Source organism: Enterocloster clostridioformis (genome assembly GCF_020297485.1).
GTDB classification, from domain to species: domain Bacteria; phylum Bacillota; class Clostridia; order Lachnospirales; family Lachnospiraceae; genus Enterocloster; species Enterocloster clostridioformis.
Genome location: NZ_JAIWZC010000002.1, coordinates 124,462 through 147,034, shown reverse-complemented (window position 1 = coordinate 147,034; position 22,573 = coordinate 124,462). Strand labels below are relative to the sequence as shown.

The window sequence follows — 22,573 nt, the reverse complement described above, 5'->3', positions numbered from 1 at the left end:
AAGATGATGCAATAAACAAAATAAGTGAAGTACATAATTGTGAACTTGGATTTTATGGTGTTGCACATACTCCATCTGAAAGGAACAAAAAATGGAACTGAATTATTATCGGAGAGGAGATTACCTGTTTCCAGATCTTATTATCGATGAGGAGGAAGTATCAATCGGAAAATATGGTATGTTGCGGAGAACATTTTTAAAAGAAAATAGGAAGAACTGGTATCAGAGCATGATGCTAACAGAAAGGAAAAAGACCAGTTGGCATGGGCGGCACATCTGAACAATTTGACTGCAATGGCAGAGGAAAGTGTCCTGATAGAATTAGTGTATAATTAAGCATATAAAAATCAAAACCATACTCTCATTTTGGAATAACCGCGGGAGTATGGGAAGTATGGCTGATGTATGCAGGAAAATCTTTATGGAGTCAGGCGATAACGGGTTATTTTTTTCCAGTTTTGAGGAAATCCCATTCGCTCAAGCAATTCTAAGCTGTTTATGTGCGTAAGGTTTGCAGATACGTTATCAATTAGGCGCGACAGCTTCCTTTGGAAAACGTGAAAATCTTTATTGGGGATTAAATATCGGAAGGCAATGACAACGGCAAACAGGTCATTCTTGCCATATTGGTACTGGATTCCCACTAAAGGTATGGACATTTTCCTGTGCAGTGGGAGGTCGGAAATATTGTCTATTGTCCGGTAAGTAAAAAGCCGTTCTCCATGGGCGCAGACATTCCTGAATTTTGTAAGGACAGAAAGGAACTGCTCCATCTGCTTCTGGTTAATGGCTGTAAAATTTTTACATATTTTCGATTGTAAGGATTGGGGTATTACCTGGTACATTTTTGACAGGTTCCCAAACGTAAGGACATTGATCAGCACCCAAAGCGGTATGTTTCCATATGTAGCACGGTAATAATTGATATAGTCATAGTCGGTGGTCGATGCCGCCCGATTGAGGGTAGAAATCAGTTTTGAAACTGTGCGGTGGTTGCGCTGGCTGTTATTATAGTTATTGATGTTCAGGTAGGCATTTTGAGATTCCCCGTATTTTTCGGAAAAATAATAGGAGATCAGGGAACGGAGATGCCGCTCTATCTGTAGCAGGTACTTGAAAAATAATTCTCTTAGTTCCGAATCAAATTCGTACAAGGCAACGATTTCTTCAAATGTGGTTCCTTCCTTATATTTCTTTGTCAGTGGGATGCGGAACAGGTGTTTATATCCACCCATCAAAGGGAAATAGCCGATATGCTTTAAGGTTTCTTTTGCATATTCAGGGTCAGTGATAATAAGCTGTTTCTCATCCTTTAGCCATCTGACTTGATCCTGGAAAGAGGAAAATGTTTTTGTTGCCATATAGTTTCTCCTTAAATGTAAAAGGGGAGAGACCCGCAGGTTCTCCCCCGGTCACGGGCTTCGCAAGTTTCCGCAACACGATCACTGAGCATAATATAGCAAAAATTAGGGAAAGTGTCAACCGATTCTGAAAAATTTCAGATTAGTTTTCCCCTTTTGCTATAAAGCTCATCATCAGTATATGTAAGAAATAATAAAAAATACATAAGCGGTGGATACCCAATATCGTAATAAAAAAAATCAGGTTCAAGAGATAGTCGAAAGCAGCCTGGAAAATGAAATTGGTATTATCATGCTTGCTGAGGCGGATAATTTGGATTCACAGTACCTAATTGGTCAAATGGAAACATCTTGATCTTAAGTTATGGATACCTGAGCGTGCCATTGAAAAACAGCAGAAGCTGACCTTAATGCATCCGAAACAGGCGGAAAACCTTGGAAAATCCACATACCAAATAGCGAAGGAGCTTACCGAACATGTATTGATGGCTACATGGTAAGCTCAGGGAGCGGAACCTATCCGTCGGCATACTTATGAAAGATTAGATACTATCCAATATTTAGGCGATACCGGCGTGGTGTGATTCCTTTATAACGTTTAAATGTTTTGATAAAGTAGCATACATCGCTAAAACCACATCTATAGGCTACCTCTGTCAAGGTTAAATCAGAGGTACTTAATTCGCTGCAGGCGCGCTCAATACGATAGTAGTTCAAGTAATCAATGGGGGTTCTGTGAATGATAGAATGGAAATAGCTGCAGAAATATTTGGGAGACATTCCGGCAATTCTGGACAATTCATTCAGTGTAATAGTCTGCCCGTAATTACTATCTATGTATTCCAGCACAGGTTTGAGCTGCATCATCTTTCTGGAAGATTTTGTATCATCAGCCTTATCCTGATAAAGCCCTTTTTGGTAGATAATTCCAAAAATTTCAAATAAAGTGCCCATAGTTATCAATTCGTTTCCAGGCTCACTATGCTGCATGGATATGAAAAGATGGCCGATAATTTGATGCAGGGAACGGTTGCTTTTTGTAAAATGATTCTGTACGATAATCTGATGCTTTGTAATAAGGCGGATATAAAACCGACAGGTATCTGTGTGCATGAGGAGACGCTGGATATCGAACACAATACATTCATAAATACAATTATGAGGTAAACCGCCATGAATAACCCCCTCATTAATAAAAATAATATCCCCAGCTTTAGCTTCAAATTCTTCATCATCTAACTTTAAATAGAGGATTCCCTCCAAAATCCGGATGATTTCCAACTCTTTATGACAGTGGAATGGCATGTTATAACGGGGATGGTGCTCGTCTACATGGTAATATTCGATAGGAAAATCCGGAGTCCCGTGTTGCTTTTTTTCATTATAGTCCAAATAGTGCATACTGCGCCCTCCTAAAAATGTAAAAATAACTATAAATACAGAACAGTAAAGTAAATAAATGGATAAAATGTCTAAAAAAATGAATATTGTTATATTTTTTGCCATTATATCACAGCAAATAGCTATATATCAATAGTATAATACAATTACGCAAGAGGAGCACAAAAATACAGAACTTAAATAAGTTAAAGCGAACACAATCTAAAATTAAAAAGGAGGAAAACACTATGGCAGCAAGCAGATTGATTGGGTCTTATCCGGTTATCGGCATCAGACCCACAATAGACGGAAGACAGGGATATATGAAAGTAAGGGAATCCATGGAAGAACAGACCATGAATATGGCCAAAAGCGCGGCGGCCCTGTTTAGGGAAAATCTTTTTTACAGCAATGGAGAACCGGTAAACGTAGTGATTGCGGATTCCACCATTGGACGGGCGGGGGAAAGCGCGGCCTGCGCGGATAAATTCCGCAGAGCCGGAGTGGATATTACCCTGACTGTGACCCCATGCTGGTGTTACGGTGCAGAGACCATGGACATGGATCCGCATACAATCAAGGGCGTGTGGGGATTTAACGGAACGGAGAGACCCGGTGCCGTATATCTCGCCTCTGTACTGGCTACCCATGCGCAGAAGGGGCTTCCGGCTTTTGGTATCTATGGACATGATGTCCAGGATGCTGATGATACAAGTATACCTGAGGATGTAAAAGAAAAACTTCTCCGTTTTGGACGCGCCGCAGTGGCTGCCGCTACCATGAGGGGAAAGTCATATCTCCAGATAGGTTCTATCTGCATGGGAATTGGAGGTTCCATCATAGACCCGGCATTTATTGAGGAATATCTCGGGATGCGGGTGGAATCCGTAGACGAAGTGGAACTGATCCGCCGTATGAGTGAGGAAATATACGATAAAAAAGAGTTTGAAAAGGCCCTTGCATGGACAAAGGCAAACTGTAAGGAAGGCTTTGACAAGAACCCTCCCGAAGTTCAGAAGACCCGGGAACAGAAGGATAGGGATTGGGAATTCGTAGTTAAGATGATGTGCATCATCAAGGATTTGATGAATGGGAATCCCAATCTGCCAGAGGGGCGGGAGGAAGAGCGGATCGGACACAATGCCATTGCCGCAGGCTTCCAGGGACAGAGACAGTGGACAGATTTTTATCCCAATGGTGACTTCGCTGAGTCCATGCTGAATTCCTCCTTTGACTGGAACGGCGCAAGGGAGCCATACATACTGGCTACTGAGAATGACACATTAAATGGGCTGGGTATGCTGTTCATGAAGCTGCTCACCAACAGGGCGCAGATTTTCGCGGATGTGCGTACGTACTGGAGCCCTGAGGCTGTTAAGAAGGCAGCCGGATATGATTTGGAAGGGGTCGCAAAGGAAGCAGGCGGTTTCCTGCATCTGATCAATTCCGGAGCGGCCTGTTTGGATGCCACGGGTAAAGCCCTGGATGAAGACGGTCAGCCGGTCATGAAGCCATGGTATGAGGTGACGGCGGACGATCAGAAGGCAATGTTGGAAGCAACCACATGGAATGAGGCTGATTTTGGGTATTTCAGAGGCGGCGGCTATTCTTCCAGATATGTTACAGAAGCCCAGATGCCATGTACGATGATCCGCTTAAACCTGGTAAAGGGACTGGGGCCTATGCTGCAGATTGCAGAAGGCTGGACCGTGAAACTGCCGGACGATGTAACTGACATCTTATGGAAGAGAACGGACTACACATGGCCGTGCACCTGGTTTGCGCCCAGGGTGACAGGCCGGGGCGCATTTGCCTCCGCGTATGACGTGATGAATAACTGGGGAGCTAACCACGGTGCAATCAGCTATGGACATATTGGGGCGGACCTCATTACACTCTGCTCAATCTTAAGGATTCCTGTCAGCATGCACAATGTGCCTGAGGAAAAAATATTCCGTCCTGCAGCCTGGAACGCATTTGGAATGGACAAAGAGGGACAGGATTTCCGTGCCTGTGCGGCCTATGGGCCTTTATATAAGTAAGGCGGTGTGTCTATGAGCCATAAAAATGTACTGGCAGTGGATTTCGGCGCTTCCAGTGGAAGGGTAATGCTGGGAAACTTTGATGGGAGCCGGTTATCTATACAGGAAATCCATCGTTTCCCCAATGATCCGGTTATATTAAACGGAACCATGTACTGGGATTTCCTGCGGCTGTTTTATGAAGTGAAGCAGGGACTGATGAAAGCAAAGAGGTATGGAAAGATTGACAGCATCGGCGTGGATACCTGGGGCGTGGATTTCGGCCTGATTGACAAGGAGGGAAATCTTTTAGAAAACCCGGTGCACTACCGGGATGCGCGGACCGCAGGGATGCTTGAAAAGAGTTTTGGAAAGATGGATAAGGACCGCTTTTATCAGATTACGGGCAGCCAATTTATGGAGATTAACACGGTATTCCAGCTTTTGGCTCTGCTGGAAAAGCGGCCCGGGCTTCTGGAGGGAACTTCCAGACTTCTGTTGATGCCGGACTTATTTAATTATTATCTATGTGGGGCGCAGGTCAGCGAGTACTCCATCGCGTCCACCACGCAGATGCTGGATGCCCGTACTAAGATGTGGTCGAAGGAAGTGTTGGAGAGCCTAGGTATCCCGGAACGGATTCTGAGCGGTATCGTTCCATGTGGAACGAGACTTGGTTTCATAAAAAACGGAATTTGCCAGGAGCTGGGAATTGAGCCCATGGAAGTGATTGCTGTGGCAGGACACGATACGCAGAGTGCCCTTGCGGCTGTTCCTGCCAGGGATAAGGATTTCATCTTCATCAGCTGCGGAACATGGTCGCTGTTTGGCACAGAACTGGACGAACCTGTTATCAACGGGTTGTCAGAACGGCTGAATATCACAAATGAAGGCGGGTGCCAGGGAAAGATTTCCTTCCTCAAGAATATTATCGGGTTGTGGCTGATACAGGAAAGCAGGAGACAGTGGATTCGTGAGGGAAAGGAATACAGTTTCGGACATCTGGAGCAAATGGCCGCGGATGCAAAGCCATTTAAAGCCCTGATTGACCCGGATGCACCAGAGTTTGTTCCGGCTGGAAACATTCCTGAGAGAATCCGGAGATACTGCCGTGAAAGCGGACAGAGGGTACCGGAAAATGAGGCGGAGATTGTGAGATGTATCGACGAGAGCCTGGCGTTTAAGTACCGCATGACATTGGAAGAAATTAAGATGTGTACCGGAAGAGAGTACCCGGCTATCCATATGGTGGGTGGCGGAACACAGAGCGGACTTCTCTGCCAGATGACGGCCAATGCGTGTCATTGTCCGGTGATTGCCGGACCGGTGGAGGCTACTGTACTGGGTAACGCGGCTATGCAGCTGCTTGCAACAGGAGAACTTAGGGATCTGGATCAGGTGAGAAGTGTCGCAGGGGCTTCCGCCAAGGTAAGCATCTATGAGCCGAAAGATACAGATCAATGGGAGCAGGTATACGGACAATATAAAAAGATGCTGGAATGACCAAAGACCGGGACAACCTGGAAAATAAGGAGGTATTATGGAATTAAGCTATATGGAACTAAGGGAACAGATTTGCGATGTGTGCCATAAGATGTGGCAGCTTGGCTGGGTGGCAGCCAATGACGGCAACGTGTCCGCCAGGCTGGATGACGGAACCTTTCTTGCCACTCCCACCGGAATGAGCAAAAGTTTCATCACACCGGAAAAACTGGTTCGTATCGATGGGAAAGGCGAGGTGTTGGAAGGCCTTCCCGGATACAGGCCCTCTTCAGAGATTAAGATGCATCTCCGCTGCTATAAAGAGCGTGAGGATGTAAATTCCGTGCTTCACGCCCACCCGCCTGTGGCCACCGGATACGCGGTAGCCAATGTGCCGTTGGACGAGTACTCTATGATTGAGACGGTAATTGGTCTGGGTTCGATTCCGGTAACGCCTTACGGAACCCCTTCCACTTACGAAGTACCGGATAACATAGCGCCTTATCTGGGGGAACATGACGCAATGCTCCTTCAGAATCATGGAGCTTTGACCGTGGGGGCTGATGTGATTACCGCTTATTACCGCATGGAAACACTGGAACTCTTTGCAAAAATCAGCCTTAACGCCAGAATGCTGGGAGGTGCACAGGAAATATCCAGGGAAAATATTGACCGCCTTATCTCAATGAGGAAAGGATATGGGGTAACCGGCAGGCACCCCGGTTATAAAAAATACAGTAAACAGGGGGAAAACAGATGCTAAGAGGAATACCCCATATATTATCTCCTGAACTGTTAAAGATATTATGTGAAATGGGTCACAGCGACCGGATTGTGATTGCCGATGGGAATTTCCCGGCAGAGTCCATGGGCAGGGATGCCCATGTCATACATATGGAAGGCCACGGCGTGCCGGAGATACTGGAAGCAATCCTCTCGCTTTTTCCACTGGACACCTACGTAGAACACCCTGTCTGCCTGATGTCGGTAACGGACGGGGATACGGTTGAAACACCGATCTGGGATCAATACATGACATTGGTGGAAGCGTGTGACAGCAGGGGCAGAAGTGCCATTGGCCATATAGAGCGGTTCGCGTTCTACGAGGAGGCAAAGAAAGCTTATGCAATTATCGCCACCAGCGAGAGAGCGCTTTATGCCAATATCATGCTGCAAAAAGGGGTAGTTACCGACCAGGGCCTGTAAATGGGTTCCGCCAAAACAGTGCAATTAGTAAAGAAATGGAAGGTGATGATGTGGGAGAAGTAATTCTGACCATGAAAGACATTGATAAGTCCTTTGTCGGAGTACATGCGTTAAAAAATGCCTGTCTGGAACTTAAAAAGGGCGAGGTCCATGCACTGATGGGTGAGAATGGCGCCGGAAAATCCACCCTCATGAAGATATTGACGGGAATCTACAGCAAAGACAGCGGTACTATTGTGTATGAGGGGCGCCAGGTGGAGTTTAAAAGTCCCAGGGAAGCGCAGGACGCCGGCATTGTGATTGTGCATCAGGAATTAAACATGATGAACCACTTAACGGTGGCCCAGAATATCTTTATCGGCAAAGAAAAAATGAACGGAAAGCTGATTAATGACCGCAGGATGGTAGAAGAGGCAGAAAAGCTGTTCGGATTACTGAATATCAGGATTGACCCAAGGGAAACAATGGGTAGGCTGACGGTGGGGCGCCAGCAGATGTGTGAGATAGCCAAGGCAATCTCAACAGATGCCAAGATAATCGTATTTGATGAACCGACTGCCGCGCTGACAGATTCAGAAATCAGCGAGCTGTTCAAAATCATCCGTGACCTAAGAGCCAAGGATATCGGAATTGTATACATTTCCCACCGCATGGATGAGATTAACCAGATTACTGACAGGGTAACGGTTATGAGGGACGGGGAATATGTGGGTACGCTGACAACCAAGGATTCCACGAAAGACGACATCATCCAGATGATGGTAGGACGCACGGTGTATGAGGAGCCTAAGAGTTTCAGCAATGTAAAGCCGGATGCCCCGGTGGTGCTGAAGGTTGAACACCTGAATGTTGGGAAAACAGTAAAAGATGTAAGCTTTGAACTTCGCAAAGGAGAAATCCTGGGTTTTTCAGGACTCATGGGAGCCGGAAGGACGGAGACAGCCAGGGCTATCTTTGGTGCTGACAGGAGAGACAGCGGTGATATTTATGTGAATGGAAAACGGGTGGATATCAAGAACCCACAGGACGCGGTTGACGCCGGGATTGGATATCTGTCGGAGGACCGCAAGCGCTATGGTGTGATCATTGAGAAAACGGTAGCCGAGAATACGACAATGGCTTCCCTGAAAGCATTCTGCAAAGGCCTGTTTATTGATAAGAAAGCGGAAAAAGAAACCGCGGAACAATATGTGGAGGCATTAAAGACCAAGACACCATCCGTGGAACAGCAGGTGCGCAACCTGTCGGGAGGTAACCAACAGAAAGTGGTCATTGCAAAATGGCTTACCAGGAACTGCGACATCCTGATATTTGACGAACCCACAAGGGGAATCGATGTAGGAGCAAAAAGCGAGATTTATACATTGATGAATAATCTTGTAAAGCAGGGGAAGTCCATTATCATGATATCCTCTGAACTGACGGAAGTGCTGCGAATGAGTGACCGTATCCTGATTATGTGTGAGGGCCGTAAAACAGGAGAAATCAGCATAGAAGAAGCTACCCAGGAAAAAATCATGCATGCCGCTACACTGAGAGATTAAATGGGAGGTTAAAGACATGTCAAATAATGGGAATCAGGTAAAAAAGGAGCCGAATGGATTGTTCAAAGCTATCGGTACTCAGAAATTGGTGGCAGTCATTGCGCTGATTGTATTATTCATGTTCTTCTGGATTTTTGGGGACAATTTTGCAAAATACAGTACACTGGTCAGCATTTTTGATTCGTCCTATTATATCGGTTTTATGGCGATAGGCGTAACATTTGTAATCATCACCGGAGGAATCGACTTATCCATTGGTACGGTCTGTATCTGCTGTTCCTTGATTTCAGGAACGCTGTATACAAAACTGGGACTGCCTATGCCGCTGTGCGTTATCCTGGCCATACTGATGGGAGGCCTGTTCGGACTTGCCAATGGACTTATGGTATCTGTCATGAGGCTTCCGGCCTTTATTGCCACACTGGGAACCATGATGATTACCAGAGGCCTGGGTTCGATTGTGACAAATACGGCAACCGTGACCTTTCCGCAGGCTTTTGCGCCGGGCGGCTCATTCAGAGGCATTTTTAAATTAAAAGGGGCAGGGCTTCCGCAGGCAGGTATCCCCACGGGATTCATACTGCTGATTACACTTGCAATCCTGATGGCAATCCTTCTCAACAAGGCGCGTCCGGGACGCTATATACTGTCTCTTGGGAGTAATAAGGAGGCGACCCGGCTTTCCGGTGTAAATGTGGTAAAGTGGGAGACTTTGGCTTATGTCATAAGCGGTCTGTTTGCCGGGCTGGCAGGTGTGTCTTATGCAGCAGTATACTCCACACTCATGCCTGGAACCGGAAATGGATTTGAACTGGATGCAATCGCCGGGGTTGTAATCGGCGGAACATCCCTGGCAGGTGGCGTGGGTTCCATATCGGGGACTTTAATCGGTGTTTTTATTATGTCCGTTTTGAAGACAGGCCTTCCCTTTGTGGGAGTACAGCCACATTATCAGCTGCTGATTACCGGATTTGTGTTGATCATAGCCGTATTTGTAGATGTTTTGAATAGAAGGAAACAGGGGAAGGATTGATACGCACTAATAACCCGCAAAGCGGGATAATAAAGGGAGGTTTATTCATGAAGATAAGATTATTAAGTACAGTCATCTGCGCAGCAATAGTTTCCACGATGGTAATGGGCTGCTCCAGCGGAGCCAGCGCGCCTGCCACGACAGCCGCAGCAGCGGCCGCTCCGGAGACAGAGGTAAAAGACACAACAGCAGGGGATACGTTGGCAGCCAAGGCAGATGGGGCTGTGGACTACAGCGATGTCACGGTTGAGATTGTGGCAAAAGGCTTCCAGCATGATTTTTGGAAAGCGGTAAAGATGGGATCAGAGCAGGCTGCAGAGGATTTGGGGCTTAAGTCCACCAATTTTGTAGGGCCAGCCAGTGAGAGTGCAGTCGCTGAGCAGATTGAGCAGTTAAATAATGCGGTCAACAAGGCTCCAAGCGCCATCTGCCTGGCGGCTTTGGATACACAGGCGGCCCTTGATGCAATTTCCAATGCTCAGGCAGCAAATATTCCGATTGTAGGGTTTGATTCCGGTGTGCCGGATGCCCCTGCAGGCTCCATTGTGGCCAATGCCGCTACGGACAACTATGTAGCGGGCGGTCTGGCCGCGGAGAAATTGTATGAAATGATTAAGGATAAGGTCACAGCTCCGGCAGAAGAGGTCAGAATCGGCGTTGTCTCCCAAGATGCGACATCCCAGTCCATTGGAGAACGGACGGGCGGTTTCATAGACAAAATGCGTACCTTGGTTGGCGAAGATAAATGCATGGTAGTAGGCCATGATAAGTATAATAAGGCAGTTGACGGAGCAAAGGTGATTATCGATGTAGGCATTCCGGCAACCGTGGATGATGCGGCTTGTGTGACTGTGGCCAATACCCTGCTGAATAAAAATGATTTGATTGCCATTTATGCGTCCAACGAATTTACAGCCAAGAACCTGGTGACAGCCAATGAGAGTCTTCAGGTGCTGGGAGTAGATAAAGTAATCGGCGTTGGATTCGACTCAGGCGCCATCCAGCTTGATGCTATCAAAAGTGGTGTCTTAGCAGGTTCCATCACGCAGAATCCGGTACAGATTGGATATCAGGCGGTTACCCTGGCCGCCAAGGCAGCCAAAGGAGAACCGGTAGAGGATGTTGATACTGGTGCACTGTGGTATGACAGCGCCAATATGGATTCGGCGGAAGTAGCTCCGTGTCTCTATAAGTAATATTTTGTTAGCCAGTTGTTTAATCATAACTTGGTTAGACGGCTGGCTGCACCATTCAGCATATAGCGGTATTAAGGAGGAAAATCTTGTTTTTCGGATCTTTCGTGCAGATGGAAAAACGGTGGATCTCGTAAGAAGGCATTGACTGATTAGGTTGAACTGGTATATTGACATTATTTTGGAAATTGTTATAATATTAAAATAAAAATCAGATTCAGATTATGGGGTTTCCGTATGGAAGAACGGGCAGGTACAGGACAAAGCGGCAAGAAATCATATTAGATTGTTTGAAAAAACAGAAAGGAGGAGACGAAGTGAGCTATTTGGTAAAGCATAAAAAAATCTTTGCGTTCATGACAGCGTTTCTTGTAACCGCTGTGCTGCTTCTCTCCGGCTTTTTTATTGTCACACATACAGAACATGAGTGTACAGGTGAGGACTGTCCTGTCTGCGCGGAGCTTCAGGCATGCGCTGCCACAATCCGCTTGATAACAGAAGCGGCAGGAACAGGTGCCGTCGTCATCTTTGCATATATCATTACTCAAAAACTCTTAATATCTTACCAGACCGGACTCTATATGTGCCCGGTTTCTTTGGTCAGCTTAAAAATCCGTTTAGATAATTAAGACTTCCTTCCGGCAAGGCTGTTTTCTATCCATAATATTTTTAATTCCCTGGGTCAGCGTACTTTTTTCGTCAGGCTGCACGGTCAGGGGGACATTATGGCTGGAAATCTGCCTTGTTTTTTGTGTACGCATTTATTATGTATCACTGTGAAAAAACATATCAGGAAGGATGATCATTATGAAAAAAAATTTAAAATTTACATTCTGCGCACTGACCGTGACGGCTCTTGTTTCCGCTGTTGTGCTTTCAGGGTGCTCCGGAAATACCGCCGCCCCAGGGGCCTCTGATACAGAGCCTGTCTCAACCACCGCCGCGGTAAGCAGGGATGAAGAAAGCACAGGCGCAGCTTCATCAGAGTCAGAAGAATTCAGTGCTGAGATTGAAGCAGAGGATACGGACGGGCAGAAACTGAAGGTAATGGCCAGTTTTTATCCCATGTATGATTTTGCCGTCAAAATCGGCGGTGATAAAGCGGAGGTGACAGACATGGTCCCGGCCGGCACAGAACCCCATGACTGGGAACCGGCTGCAACCGATATCAAGAACCTGGAGGAAGCAGATCTCTTTGTCTATAGCGGCGCCGGTATGGAGCACTGGGCCGATGACGTGCTTGCCAGTCTGGAAACAAAGCGTCTGGTATCGGCGGAAGCTTCCGCCGGGCTTACCCTCAGGCCAGGACACAGCCATGATGAGGAAGAACATGAGGGAGCGGAGGAACACGCAGAGGAAGAGGAACATGACCGCGGCCAATTCGATCCCCATGTATGGCTGAGTCCGGTGAACGCGAAGAAAGAAATGGAAAACATTAAGAATGCTTATGTCAAGGCAGACCCGGACAACAAGGATTACTATGAAGATAATTATAAGACCTATGCGGTCCGGTTTGACGAACTGGATCAGGAATACAAAGATACCCTGTCTGCCCTGCCTGGTAAGAGCATTGTAGTGTCCCATGAAGCGTTCGGTTATCTCTGCGATACCTACGGGCTGACCCAGATGGGCATCGCGGGACTTTCCCCTGATACGGAACCGGACCCGGCCAGAATGGCAGAAATCATTGACTTTGTAAAAACGAACCATGTCAAAGTTATCTTCTTTGAAGAATTGGTAAGCCCGAAGGTGGCAGAGACAATCGCGGCGGAAACAGGAGCCCGGACACGGGTTTTAAATCCCTTGGAGGGTTTAAGTGACGAGGAATTAAAAAACGGCGCGGATTACTTCACCGTAATGGAAGATAACTTAAAGCAGCTTAAGGCGGCGCTTGAATAAAAACAGGAACAGGAGTACTGAGGATGGATGCCATTGCAGTGAAAGGACTGGATTTTTCCTATGGAAATACCAGGATATTAAGGAACATCAATTTTACCATCCCCGAGGGCCGGTTTGCGGTCCTGCTGGGGCCAAACGGGGCAGGAAAAAGCACCCTGTTAAAGCTCATGCTGGGGGAACTTCCGTTAAATGGACAAAGGGGCAGGATTGAACTTCTGGGACAGGAGATCCGGCAGTTCAAGGACTGGCAGAAGGTCAGCTATGTTTCCCAAAACGGCATGGCATCCTGCCAGAATTTTCCCGCTTCCGTGGAGGAGCTTGTCCAGGCGGATTTATACGCCCAGATCGGAAGATTCCGGTTTGCGGGAAGAAAGGAGAAGGAGCAGGTCCGCAGCGCGCTGAACCAGGTCGGAATGGGGGATTTTGCAAAACGGATGATTGGCCGGCTGTCCGGAGGGCAGCAGCAGCGGGTCCTGCTGGCAAGAGCGCTTGTGAACGCCCCGCGGCTTTTGCTGCTGGATGAACCCACTTTCGGTATGGACGAAGACAGCACCACCTTATTTTACCGGCTGCTGTATCAGATTAACCGGGAGCAGGGGGTGACCATTTGGATTGTCACTCATGACCGGAAGCGGCTCATGGCTTATGCGGACGATATCTGGCTTTTAGAAGATGAAAGCCTGAAACCGGTTCAGCCGGGCAGGAAGGAGAACAATTATGGAAATCTTTGAATATGCGTTTATGCGGCGGGCCTTTATTGTAGGTATTCTTCTGGCGGCCGTTATCCCGTGTATCGGGCTCGTGATTGTATGTAAGCGCCTGTCCATGATTGGGGATGCCCTGTCCCACACCTCGCTGGCCGGGGTGGCGGCCGGGCTGATCCTGGGGCTGAATCCTGTCTTGACCGCTGCGGCTGCCTGCGTGGTTGCCGCCATTGGGATTGAGGCGATACGCAGGAAGATTCCCAGGTTTTCGGAAATGTCCATCGCTGTCATTATGTCCGCCGGGATTGGCATGGCGGGCGTTCTGTCGGGATTTGTTAAAAATGCAGCCAATTTCAACAGCTTCCTGTTTGGGAGTATTGTGGCAATCAGTAACGGGGAGTTGTATCTGGTAATCGCCGTCAGCATGGCGGTTCTGCTTATGTTTCTGCTTATGTACAAAGAACTGTTTTATGTGTCTCTGGATGAACAGAGCGCCAGGCTGGCCGGGGTGCCTGTAAAGACGGTGAACTTCCTGTTTACTGTTTTAATCGCGGTGACAGTTTCTGTCGCCGCCAGGACGGTGGGGGCTCTCATCGTCTCATCCATGATGGTGGTTCCCGTGGCCTGCGCCATGCAGTTTGGAACGAGTTACCGCCAGACGCTTACCTTTGCAGTGGCGTTTAATGTTCTGTTTATGATTACGGGCCTGTTTGCGGCATATTATTTGGGATTGAAGCCGGGCGGTACGATTGTTCTGGTGGGAGTGATATTTCTGATACTGGTGTTTGCAGGAAAGAGAATTCTGAGGCGGAAATAATCACATGAAATGGCCAAAGAGAAAAGGACAATACGGAATCAGGAGGTATTGCGGACGGGATTTATATATTGGAAAAAAGATAAGAGTAGCATCCGGATTCCACCTACTGAGGGGTCAAGGCAATCCTGGCTCTGAGCGGATATAACGGTATCCTGGGATGCCGTACCGGGCCTATGTAAAAAAGCTGACACAGGCGCTGAAAGAGGACGGCTATGAGTTTGCTTCCCATTCCTGGGGGCATCGGGATAGAGGCAGCCGGCAGAAAGGAGTGTATATGACGGACGTTTATGTGATATCCGGCTTTTTGGGAGCGGGAAAGACGACACTGATTAAAACAATGGTGCGTTCCGCGCTCAGGAACAAGAAAATTGTTGTGATTGAAAACGACTTTGGGGAGGCCGGGATTGACGCCGGACTGCTTAAGGAATGCAGCCTGGCTGTTACCAGCTTAAGCGACGGGTGTATCTGCTGCAGTCTGACCGGAGACTTTGAGAAAGCGATGGAACGCATACTAAAGGACTACGCACCGGATGCTGTATTGGTGGAGCCATCCGGCGTGGGCAGATTATCCGATATTATTAAAATCTGTTTAAAACAGGAGGACAGGGGCCTCATCCATCTGAAAAAGACAATAACCGTGGTGGATATACGGTCATTTGATAAATATAGGAAAAATTACGGGGAATTTTTTGAGGACCAGATTGCCTATGCCGATTTGATCCTGTTAAGCCGCCAGGAGGAAGATGTACATGAAATCCAACCGGTGAAGGCAAAACTTCGGAAACTGAATCCGGAGGCCAGGATCGAGGCAGACTTTTGGGAATCCATTCCCGCATCCGTATTCCGGTATGGCCCGCGAAACAGCGGCATTTTCAGACTGGAGATGGAAACAGCGGTATCCATGAAACCCGTGCGGATCCGCAGCCCCAGGGAACCGTCCGGGAAGGCTGGTTTTATCCGCCGTCATTTTGCCAGGGAGGTTTTTTCTTCTGTCACAATTGAGTGGAAAGAGCCTATTACGGAGGAACCGCTGAGAAAAAGGGTTCTGCGTGTTGTGAAACATGCAGTGGGGGAAATTCTCAGGGGAAAGGGGATTGTGACAGACGGACGCCGGGGACTGGTCTTTCACTATCTGCCGGGCAGTTTAAGCATTGAACCTGTAAATATAGTTGGAAACCAGGTCTGTTTCATAGGCACCGGCCTGGATGAACAGCAGATACGCACATTATTCAGAGAGGAAACAACATGACAACGCCGGTATGGGTCATAACTGGACTGCTGGATTCGGGAAAGACCACACTCATCAACCAGTTGATTGAACAGGAGCTGGATGAGCAGGATATCCTGGTCATCCAGTTTGAATCAGGAGAGACACCTCTGACAGAACAGGAACGCGTGAAAGAACTGGTATTCTCAAAAAACCAGCTGGAACAGATTCCCTTCGGCATTGCGGATACAATCACTCGCTATATTGACAGGCACAGCCCTGATTTAATCCTGGTTGAATGGAACGGAATGGAGCATTTCCATAGACTGGAGGAAATGCTTCTCCAGTTCACCGCAAAAGCGGTACTGAGTATTGAAAAGGTGGTCTATGCAGCGGACGGCGCCAGCTTTAAGGCCAGGATTCCAGACGCGGGAGCGGCCGCGTATTCGCAGATTGCGGGGAGCGACTGCGCTTATGTCAGGCTGAGAGGACATCGGCGGAATCGGAATGACATGGATGTACTTTATAACTGCAATCCGGATATTCGGGTCTATACCAGCCGGGATCGTTTTGCGCGCGCCTTATTCCGTTTCGGCATGAAGCCCCGGCATTGTTTCCTGATGATTCTGACCGCGGTCATGTTGTATATGATGGTTTTTCCGCTGCTGAATGAAGTGGGGGTTCCGCCCGGCCGGTATGTCAGCATATTCCTTGGGGTTTTTCTGCAGGCGGCACCTTTTTTGGCGATTGGCGTCCTGCTTTCATCTCTGATCCAGGTTTACTTAAGGACGGACTGGATTCAGAGAAAGTTCCCCGGAAAAATCCTGGCGGGACAGCTCTTTGCGGTGATTGCCGGTTTTTGCCTGCCGGTATGCGACTGTGCGTCTATCCCTGTATTTAAAAGCCTGGTCAAAAAGGGGGTGCCCATGCCGGCTGCCGTGACCTTTATGCTGGTATCTCCGGTCATTAACCCGGTAGTCATCCTCTCTACCTGGTATGCGTTTAACGGCAATTACAAAATTGTCGCGGCCAGATGCGGATTAGGAATACTGTGTGCCGTACTCTGCGGATTAACCTATCTTTTTAAACCGCCTGCGGATTATCTGATAGAACAGGCCATGCCTTTCCAGGCGGTGTGTGTGGATTACAGCCTTCCGGCAGAAACCGGTACCCGGCTGTCACGTTTTTCGCTGATGATGAGGCACGCCCAGAATGAATTTTTCTCAGTGGGGAAATTCCTGCTCACAGGAATCTTTGCATCCACACTGTTCCAGGATATGATTCCCCAGGCAGTGGCTACGGGCGGCGCTGGGGCGCCCTGGAAAGCGCTTCTGGTGATGATGGGGCTGGCCTTTGTGCTGTCCCTCTGTTCCTCCTCCGACGCGGTGGTGGTCAGAAGCATGGCCGGGAGTCTTCCGGCGGGGGCTGCCCTTGGATTCATGGTGTTCGGCCCCATGATGGACATCAAAAATGCCGCCATGCTGCTTTCCGGCTTTAAATCCGGTTTTGTTATACGCCTTTTTGCAACCACATTTCTTGTCTGTTTTATTGTGACAGGGGTGTTTATAATAGGGGGAAGCGGAGGAATCGGGATATGACGCTGCGGGGAAAAGGAATCAACCTTCAGGTACTGACAGAATGTATCTGTTATCTGCTGTTTGGATACCTGTTGTTTCAGCTTACTTTTTCAGGCGGGTATTTAAACTATGTGACTCCAAGGATGAAGCCGTATCTTTACGGCATGTCTGCTTTAATGCTTTTATGGGCGGTGTTTACCGGAAGATACTTACTGACACCCCGGTATCGGGTAAAGCTGGCCCGTTCCTTTGTTTTTATTATTCCGATTCTGCTGCTTGCCTTCCGCCCGGCCGATCCTGGGGGAAGCAGTATGGTCAGAAGCTATGAGAACTCCGGTTTATCCATGGGTTTTGGAAATGGCGGCGGCCAGATGGCGGGAAATCCGGGGCGGAAGACAGCGGGGAGTACTGTGAGGCAGACATTGCCGGCGGCCGGAGGAGAATCCCGGGGGCCGCTCTCCGATGGAGAAGCAGGTTCAGGGCTGCCGGACGGGGAAAATACAGAAAAGGATGGATACAGCGGAACCGATGCTTATCCGGAAGATGATACTGGACAGTCCTATGGAGAAGAAAATCCATGGTATGACTTAAGAGGTCTGGACGAGGCAGAAAAAACCATTACGATTGCAGATGAAGATTACTACACATGGATGTATGAATTGAGTAATTTTTATGAAAAGTATGAAGGTTATACCGTTGTAATGAAAGGCTTTGTATTCCGTACTCCGGACATCCAAAAAAAATGCGATTTTGCCCTGGTCCGGCTGTCCATGTGGTGCTGTGCCGCGGATTTAACCCCAATTGGTTTTCTGGTGGACAGTGACAGTGAAGTGACATTCAAGGATGACGACTGGGTGACGGTAACGGGTACATTTGGAATCAGCGAGAACGGAGAGTCTCTGATTTTAAAGGCTCAGAGCATTGAAGCAGCCGGGAAGCCTGAAGAAGAATACGTTTATCCGTACTTTTAATCGGAAAAATGATGAAGGAGAATTGAAAGGGAAAAAATAAAGATTGAAAAATGAAAGCGGCCGCACTGTTTATTTAACAGACAGAATTCGGTTACTTGTAAAAAATGAAAATAGGCTTCTTGTGTGATAGAATTATATATCAATTGCAAGAGGTCTATTTTTATAATGAGAAAATCTAATACAAATTGTTATTGACATGAAACATCCTTTAATTCAGATCATCATGAAGTATTAAAAAAATGCACAGTATGAGGCACAAGCATCATAAAAATCATCCGTATATTGATTGTTAATGTATTCCAAAAATCAGGGGAACTCTGTAAAAGGGAGATTTCTTCCTGATTTTTTCGTGTATAGAGCCAGGTATAACTCAATTAATTATATTGGTGATTTTGTGGCAACTTTTAAATTTGTTATATGGGTGCTTAAAAGGAACAGTCATTTTTTGTTTAGCGATAAGGATAATCGTCTATAATCAGGGCAATATAAATATTTATAAAAACCATATAATGTAAGGAGCAGAATGTGATGAAAAGAAATGGAAGGCTAATAGAAAGAATCGTTACGCAGGAATCTGTTAATAGATATTGTGAATGGCTTTATGGGTGTGAAAAAAGTAGTGGAACCATTAAACAATACAAGTATTACTTAATACTATTTATGCAATACATGAATGGGAAGAGTGTGGAGAAAAGTGATGTAATTATGTGGAAGGGAATCCTGAGAGAGAGAATGGCTCCGGTAACGGTCAACAGTGCACTGGCAGCAGTCAATGGATTTTTGACGCATAATGCATGGCAGGATTGCCGGACAAAATTTTTGAAGGTAAGCCGCAGGGTATTTTGTCCGGAAAACAGGGAAATAGATAGAGATGAATATAAGCGTTTGGTGAAATGTGCTTACAAAAGGGGCGATGAAAGAATGGCTATGCTCCTTCAGACTATATGCGCTACGGGAATACGAGTTTCTGAAGTTCCCTATATTACTATAGAGGCGGTAATACAGGGAAAGGCAGAGGTTGAATGCAAAGGGAGAATAAGGACCGTTTTTTTGACTCGCCGTTTGTGTTATATGTTGTTGGACTACGCAAAGAAAAGTCATATTGACAGTGGGATGATCTTTGTGACAAGAAGCGGGAAGGCACTTGACAGAAGCAATATATGGCGAAACATGAAAAAACTGTGTGAAGGAGCCGATGTATTATGGGATAAGGTATTTCCGCATAATTTTCGTCATTTGTTTGCCAGGCTCTATTATGAACAGGAAAAAAACCTGGTTAGGCTTGCGGATATATTAGGGCACAGCAATATTAATACAACAAGGATTTATACAATGGAGAGCGGACGCAACCATATGAGACAATTAGAAAAACTTGAAGTATTGTTTGACTTTTACAACAAATTTTCTCTTTTGTTGTAAAAACATTCATACAACCACAATTATTTTACTACATATTTTGAAAGAAGTCTACAGAAATTCTTAATAAATATTGTAATATCATGTTTTTCGACATAATAAAATGGCCAACTGATTCTTTCTGGGGTTGGCCTATTTGTATTGTCTGCATCTATGAATTTTAGATTCTAAAAAACTTTGTCTACTAGGTTTTCGCCTTCCTTCCACTGAATTTTGAAGTAACTTTACAACAAAAGAGAAAATTTGTTGTACAGAGGACAATGTGATAAGGGATGAGTTATGAAAAGGAGAGAAGACTTAGACTGGTTTCCATGTACAAGCAATGGAAAACGGGTGCATGACATTAGAAAGAAAGTGATGAAGCAAAACAGAGGGGAGAGGCTGCATCATCTCTCCTTTTATATCGTTGGAATCGCGATGGTGGTATTTATTATCAGTGGCTTGGGAAGAAAATGTGAAGCGGCCCAGAATGAAGAAATTGTGGAGACGATTCGCCTGGAAGACGATGTGCTTCATATGAAATCAATAGGACAAGAAACTGGATTACTTGCAGTAATAGATGAAAATGAAGTCCAGGAAGCATACATAGGGGAATTGGCTGTGGCTGTCAGTACTGTGTCGGAAAGACAGACACTGCCGGCTTTTAAAGTAGAATCCGGAGAGGAACATTTGGGAGAACCCTTAGGGACTTTTGAAGTGACTGGTTATTGCGGTTGTGAAAAATGCTGCGGATTGAAAGGGGGATTGACTAAGACAGAGAAAACCCCGAAGGCTGGGTATACAATTGCGGCAGATCCGGAGGTACTGCCTATGGGGAGCAAGGTGGAAATCGATGGTATTGTCTATATGGTGGAAGATACTGGGGGATTAGTAAAGGGAAATGTGATTGATATTTATTTCGACACTCATGAGGAAGCGGTGATGTTTGGCAGACAAAAGAAAAAAGTTTATTTAGTTTCGTAATCATCATGCAATAAGTTAATCGCTGTCAATGTGTTGGAAGAAGTTTGGCAGATTTAAAAGTTTTCTATCGAAATGGAGAATTTCGGTGGTTTATCATAGATATCAATGAGGAAAGGAATATTTGGAATGAGAAGAAAAAAAACGGCAGTTGCAGCGTTTGCGTTGTCTATGGGATTTTCAGCGATTTTATTTTTGGGAACAGCACAGGCGGCAGAAGGCTGGAACATGACGGAGGGTGAATGGAGTTATTATGACCAGAATAACCGGCCGGTAACCCTGACATGGAAAAAGTCAAAGGATTACTGGTATTATCTGTCGGAGGACGGAACTATATTGAAGCATTGTGTGTTCAGGGATAAGGATTCTGTTTACTATGTGGATGAAGAAGGGAGAATGGTACAGGATACATGGATATATGCGGATGCAGGAAAAACTGCCAAAAATGGTTTTGAAGAAGGATGGTACTATTTCGGCGCAGATGGGAAAGGTTACCGGCGTAAGAACAGCAGCTTTAAAAGAAATATAGGGGGCAGTACCTACATATTTGACGAAAATGGGAAGATGCTGTCAGGATGGTTTGACGAGGATGGTAACCCCATTGAGGATTCAGACACCCCATTTGTTGAAGGGGTTTATTATGCAAGGGAGGATGGAAGGCTCCTGACCGGGGAGTGGCTGGATTACGGAGATATTGATGAAGGAATCGGGGGGTCCGGCCTGGACAGTGAGGTTGCAGGGAGAAACTACATGGATTATGACAGGATGTGGATTTTTTTTGACAGCCATTCAAAGAAGGTTAAAAGCAATGGAGACCGTCTTAGACAAAAGACCATCAATGGAGCCAAGTATGGTTTTGATGAAAATGGTATCATGATTCCCTGGTGGAGTAAGGTGGCCAGTATCAGCAACGCAGATAAGAGTAATCCCAGCAGCGATGTTTCAGCCCGGTATTATTCCGGATATGACGGTGGTGTGCTTCTGAAAGATAGTTGGTTTTGGATGTATCCGTCGGAAAATCTGGATACGGAAGATTATTATGACCAGGAATGCAGCTGGTGGCATACAGATGAAAGGGGCGAGGTATATCGGAACCGTATTCGCAAAATCAATGGACGTTCCTATGCTTTTGACGGGATTGGCAGGATGCAGACGGGGTTTGTCCTCTTCGATGGAAAGTCTGAGTTTGTAGCCCGGTATGAAGCGGATGACTGGGGGTCAGAGGATTTTATTGAAGGAAATATATATGGTATTGAGAAATCAGATCTGTATCTGTTCTCTGCGGATGAACTTAATGATGGTTCCATGCAGATTGGAAAGGATATCGCGGTGGAACTGGAGGATGGGGTGTTTCATTTTGGGTTTGCCTCCAATGGAAAGGCGTTCGGTAACCGGAATCGACTTCAAAAAAAGGATGGCATGTATTATATCAATGGTCTCCGCTTGGAAGCAGATGAGGAATATGGATATGGGCTTGTAAAGGTGAACGATGGAGAGGAAACCTATTATCAGGTTGTAGACGTCCGAGGAAAGGTGATTGAAGGAACGAAGAAGATTGTAAAGGATAGGGATGGCGGTTACCTGCTCATCATCCGAAACCGTTTTGCGGCTTGGTGTGGAGATGAGGATAAGCCAAGGTGGAGAAAAGGAGAGGCGGGGACAGGTTTCTATCATTATGACAGGGAAAACAAGGAGGATCACTTTGCCGGAGGACTCATCGCAGCTGCAGGCATGGAGGCTGACATTGATGGATTGCCGGAGGAAGAACGGCTGAATTTTTAAAAGGAGATGAAAAATGTACA

Annotated in this window: 20 protein-coding genes; 18 read left to right on the top strand and 2 right to left on the bottom strand. The window is 46.5% G+C overall.

Features of this window, described 5'->3' with window-relative positions:
* The first annotated feature begins 91 nt into the window (after positions 1-91).
* A complete protein-coding gene (locus tag LA360_RS31695; protein ID WP_002593511.1) occupies positions 92-280 on the top strand; it encodes a TnpV protein in 189 nt (62 codons plus the stop codon).
* Between the two features lie 139 nt (positions 281-419).
* On the opposite strand, the gene LA360_RS27755 is transcribed toward LA360_RS31695, so the two are convergent.
* A complete protein-coding gene (locus tag LA360_RS27755) occupies positions 420-1,361 on the bottom strand; it encodes an Abi family protein (protein ID WP_057571024.1) in 942 nt (313 codons plus the stop codon).
* 549 nt (positions 1,362-1,910) lie between these two features.
* Positions 1,911-2,762, bottom strand: coding sequence for an AraC family transcriptional regulator (locus LA360_RS27750; RefSeq protein ID WP_022200814.1), 852 nt, complete (start codon positions 2,760-2,762; stop codon positions 1,911-1,913).
* Positions 2,763-2,989: 227 nt separating this feature from the next.
* Here LA360_RS27750 and LA360_RS27745 point away from each other — a divergent pair, with 227 nt between their 5' ends.
* The 17 genes from LA360_RS27745 (at position 2,990) to LA360_RS27665 (ending at position 22,553) form a co-directional block, all read left to right on the top strand.
* On the top strand, positions 2,990-4,783 hold the full coding sequence (locus tag LA360_RS27745) for an L-fucose isomerase (RefSeq protein ID WP_022200815.1): 1,794 nt from the start codon (positions 2,990-2,992) through the stop codon (positions 4,781-4,783).
* Between the two features lie 12 nt (positions 4,784-4,795).
* On the top strand, positions 4,796-6,265 hold the full coding sequence (locus tag LA360_RS27740) for a rhamnulokinase (RefSeq protein ID WP_022200816.1): 1,470 nt from the start codon (positions 4,796-4,798) through the stop codon (positions 6,263-6,265).
* 37 nt (positions 6,266-6,302) lie between these two features.
* The gene (locus LA360_RS27735; RefSeq protein ID WP_112482568.1) at positions 6,303-7,007 is read left to right on the top strand and encodes a class II aldolase/adducin family protein; all 705 of its coding nucleotides are present in this window, start codon (positions 6,303-6,305) and stop codon (positions 7,005-7,007) included.
* Positions 7,001-7,450 (top strand): RbsD/FucU family protein, encoded by a 450-nt coding sequence (locus LA360_RS27730; protein ID WP_112482570.1) that lies wholly within the window; start codon positions 7,001-7,003, stop codon positions 7,448-7,450. Before LA360_RS27735 ends, LA360_RS27730 begins: the two co-directional genes overlap by 7 nt.
* Positions 7,451-7,500: 50 nt before the next feature.
* A complete protein-coding gene (locus LA360_RS27725; RefSeq protein WP_112482572.1) occupies positions 7,501-8,994 on the top strand; it encodes a sugar ABC transporter ATP-binding protein in 1,494 nt (497 codons plus the stop codon).
* Between the two features lie 16 nt (positions 8,995-9,010).
* Positions 9,011-10,027 carry an ABC transporter permease gene (locus tag LA360_RS27720; protein WP_002584155.1) on the top strand — a complete coding sequence of 339 codons (1,017 nt, stop codon included), beginning with the start codon at positions 9,011-9,013 and terminating at the stop codon, positions 10,025-10,027.
* Between the two features lie 47 nt (positions 10,028-10,074).
* Positions 10,075-11,223: an ABC transporter substrate-binding protein gene (locus LA360_RS27715; protein WP_112482574.1), complete on the top strand. Its 1,149-nt coding sequence runs from the start codon at positions 10,075-10,077 to the stop codon at positions 11,221-11,223.
* Positions 11,224-11,537: 314 nt separating this feature from the next.
* Positions 11,538-11,849, top strand: a complete 312-nt coding sequence (locus LA360_RS27710) for an AraC family transcriptional regulator (RefSeq protein WP_112482576.1) — start codon at positions 11,538-11,540, stop codon at positions 11,847-11,849.
* A gap of 178 nt (positions 11,850-12,027) precedes the next feature.
* Entirely contained in the window at positions 12,028-13,119 is a 1,092-nt protein-coding gene (locus tag LA360_RS27705) for a metal ABC transporter substrate-binding protein (protein WP_022200822.1), read from the top strand.
* A gap of 23 nt (positions 13,120-13,142) precedes the next feature.
* A complete protein-coding gene (locus LA360_RS27700) occupies positions 13,143-13,850 on the top strand; it encodes a metal ABC transporter ATP-binding protein (RefSeq protein WP_022200823.1) in 708 nt (235 codons plus the stop codon).
* Positions 13,837-14,640, top strand: a complete 804-nt coding sequence (locus LA360_RS27695; RefSeq protein WP_022200824.1) for a metal ABC transporter permease — start codon at positions 13,837-13,839, stop codon at positions 14,638-14,640. The genes LA360_RS27700 and LA360_RS27695 overlap by 14 nt, the downstream gene beginning before the upstream one ends.
* Before the next feature lie 274 nt (positions 14,641-14,914).
* Positions 14,915-15,889 carry a CobW family GTP-binding protein gene (locus LA360_RS27690; RefSeq protein ID WP_022200825.1) on the top strand — a complete coding sequence of 325 codons (975 nt, stop codon included), beginning with the start codon at positions 14,915-14,917 and terminating at the stop codon, positions 15,887-15,889.
* Positions 15,886-17,445: a permease gene (locus LA360_RS27685; RefSeq protein WP_112482578.1), complete on the top strand. Its 1,560-nt coding sequence runs from the start codon at positions 15,886-15,888 to the stop codon at positions 17,443-17,445. Before LA360_RS27690 ends, LA360_RS27685 begins: the two co-directional genes overlap by 4 nt.
* Entirely contained in the window at positions 17,442-18,395 is a 954-nt protein-coding gene (locus tag LA360_RS27680) for a TIGR03943 family putative permease subunit (protein ID WP_057571030.1), read from the top strand. Before LA360_RS27685 ends, LA360_RS27680 begins: the two co-directional genes overlap by 4 nt.
* 528 nt (positions 18,396-18,923) lie before the next feature.
* Positions 18,924-19,814 carry a tyrosine-type recombinase/integrase gene (locus tag LA360_RS27675; protein WP_112482580.1) on the top strand — a complete coding sequence of 297 codons (891 nt, stop codon included), beginning with the start codon at positions 18,924-18,926 and terminating at the stop codon, positions 19,812-19,814.
* Positions 19,815-20,090: 276 nt separating this feature from the next.
* The gene (locus tag LA360_RS27670; protein WP_225537822.1) at positions 20,091-20,774 is read left to right on the top strand and encodes a 3D domain-containing protein; all 684 of its coding nucleotides are present in this window, start codon (positions 20,091-20,093) and stop codon (positions 20,772-20,774) included.
* Positions 20,775-20,900: 126 nt separating this feature from the next.
* On the top strand, positions 20,901-22,553 hold the full coding sequence (locus LA360_RS27665; RefSeq protein WP_112482618.1) for an N-acetylmuramoyl-L-alanine amidase family protein: 1,653 nt from the start codon (positions 20,901-20,903) through the stop codon (positions 22,551-22,553).
* Positions 22,554-22,573 lie beyond the last annotated feature (20 nt).

Bases quoted from the DNA above. Each gene is read 5' to 3' on its own strand.
- LA360_RS31695 (WP_002593511.1), top strand. From the start codon at position 92: ATGGAACTGAATTATTATCGGAGAGGAGATTACCTGTTTCCAGATCTT.
- LA360_RS27755 (WP_057571024.1), bottom strand. From the start codon at position 1,361: ATGGCAACAAAAACATTTTCCTCTTTCCAGGATCAAGTCAGATGGCTA.
- LA360_RS27750 (WP_022200814.1), bottom strand. From the start codon at position 2,762: ATGCACTATTTGGACTATAATGAAAAAAAGCAACACGGGACTCCGGAT.
- LA360_RS27745 (WP_022200815.1), top strand. From the start codon at position 2,990: ATGGCAGCAAGCAGATTGATTGGGTCTTATCCGGTTATCGGCATCAGA.
- LA360_RS27740 (WP_022200816.1), top strand. From the start codon at position 4,796: ATGAGCCATAAAAATGTACTGGCAGTGGATTTCGGCGCTTCCAGTGGA.
- LA360_RS27735 (WP_112482568.1), top strand. From the start codon at position 6,303: ATGGAATTAAGCTATATGGAACTAAGGGAACAGATTTGCGATGTGTGC.
- LA360_RS27730 (WP_112482570.1), top strand. From the start codon at position 7,001: ATGCTAAGAGGAATACCCCATATATTATCTCCTGAACTGTTAAAGATA.
- LA360_RS27720 (WP_002584155.1), top strand. From the start codon at position 9,011: ATGTCAAATAATGGGAATCAGGTAAAAAAGGAGCCGAATGGATTGTTC.
- LA360_RS27715 (WP_112482574.1), top strand. From the start codon at position 10,075: ATGAAGATAAGATTATTAAGTACAGTCATCTGCGCAGCAATAGTTTCC.
- LA360_RS27705 (WP_022200822.1), top strand. From the start codon at position 12,028: ATGAAAAAAAATTTAAAATTTACATTCTGCGCACTGACCGTGACGGCT.
- LA360_RS27700 (WP_022200823.1), top strand. From the start codon at position 13,143: ATGGATGCCATTGCAGTGAAAGGACTGGATTTTTCCTATGGAAATACC.
- LA360_RS27695 (WP_022200824.1), top strand. From the start codon at position 13,837: ATGGAAATCTTTGAATATGCGTTTATGCGGCGGGCCTTTATTGTAGGT.
- LA360_RS27690 (WP_022200825.1), top strand. From the start codon at position 14,915: ATGACGGACGTTTATGTGATATCCGGCTTTTTGGGAGCGGGAAAGACG.
- LA360_RS27685 (WP_112482578.1), top strand. From the start codon at position 15,886: ATGACAACGCCGGTATGGGTCATAACTGGACTGCTGGATTCGGGAAAG.
- LA360_RS27680 (WP_057571030.1), top strand. From the start codon at position 17,442: ATGACGCTGCGGGGAAAAGGAATCAACCTTCAGGTACTGACAGAATGT.
- LA360_RS27675 (WP_112482580.1), top strand. From the start codon at position 18,924: ATGAAAAGAAATGGAAGGCTAATAGAAAGAATCGTTACGCAGGAATCT.
- LA360_RS27670 (WP_225537822.1), top strand. From the start codon at position 20,091: ATGAAAAGGAGAGAAGACTTAGACTGGTTTCCATGTACAAGCAATGGA.
- LA360_RS27665 (WP_112482618.1), top strand. From the start codon at position 20,901: ATGAGAAGAAAAAAAACGGCAGTTGCAGCGTTTGCGTTGTCTATGGGA.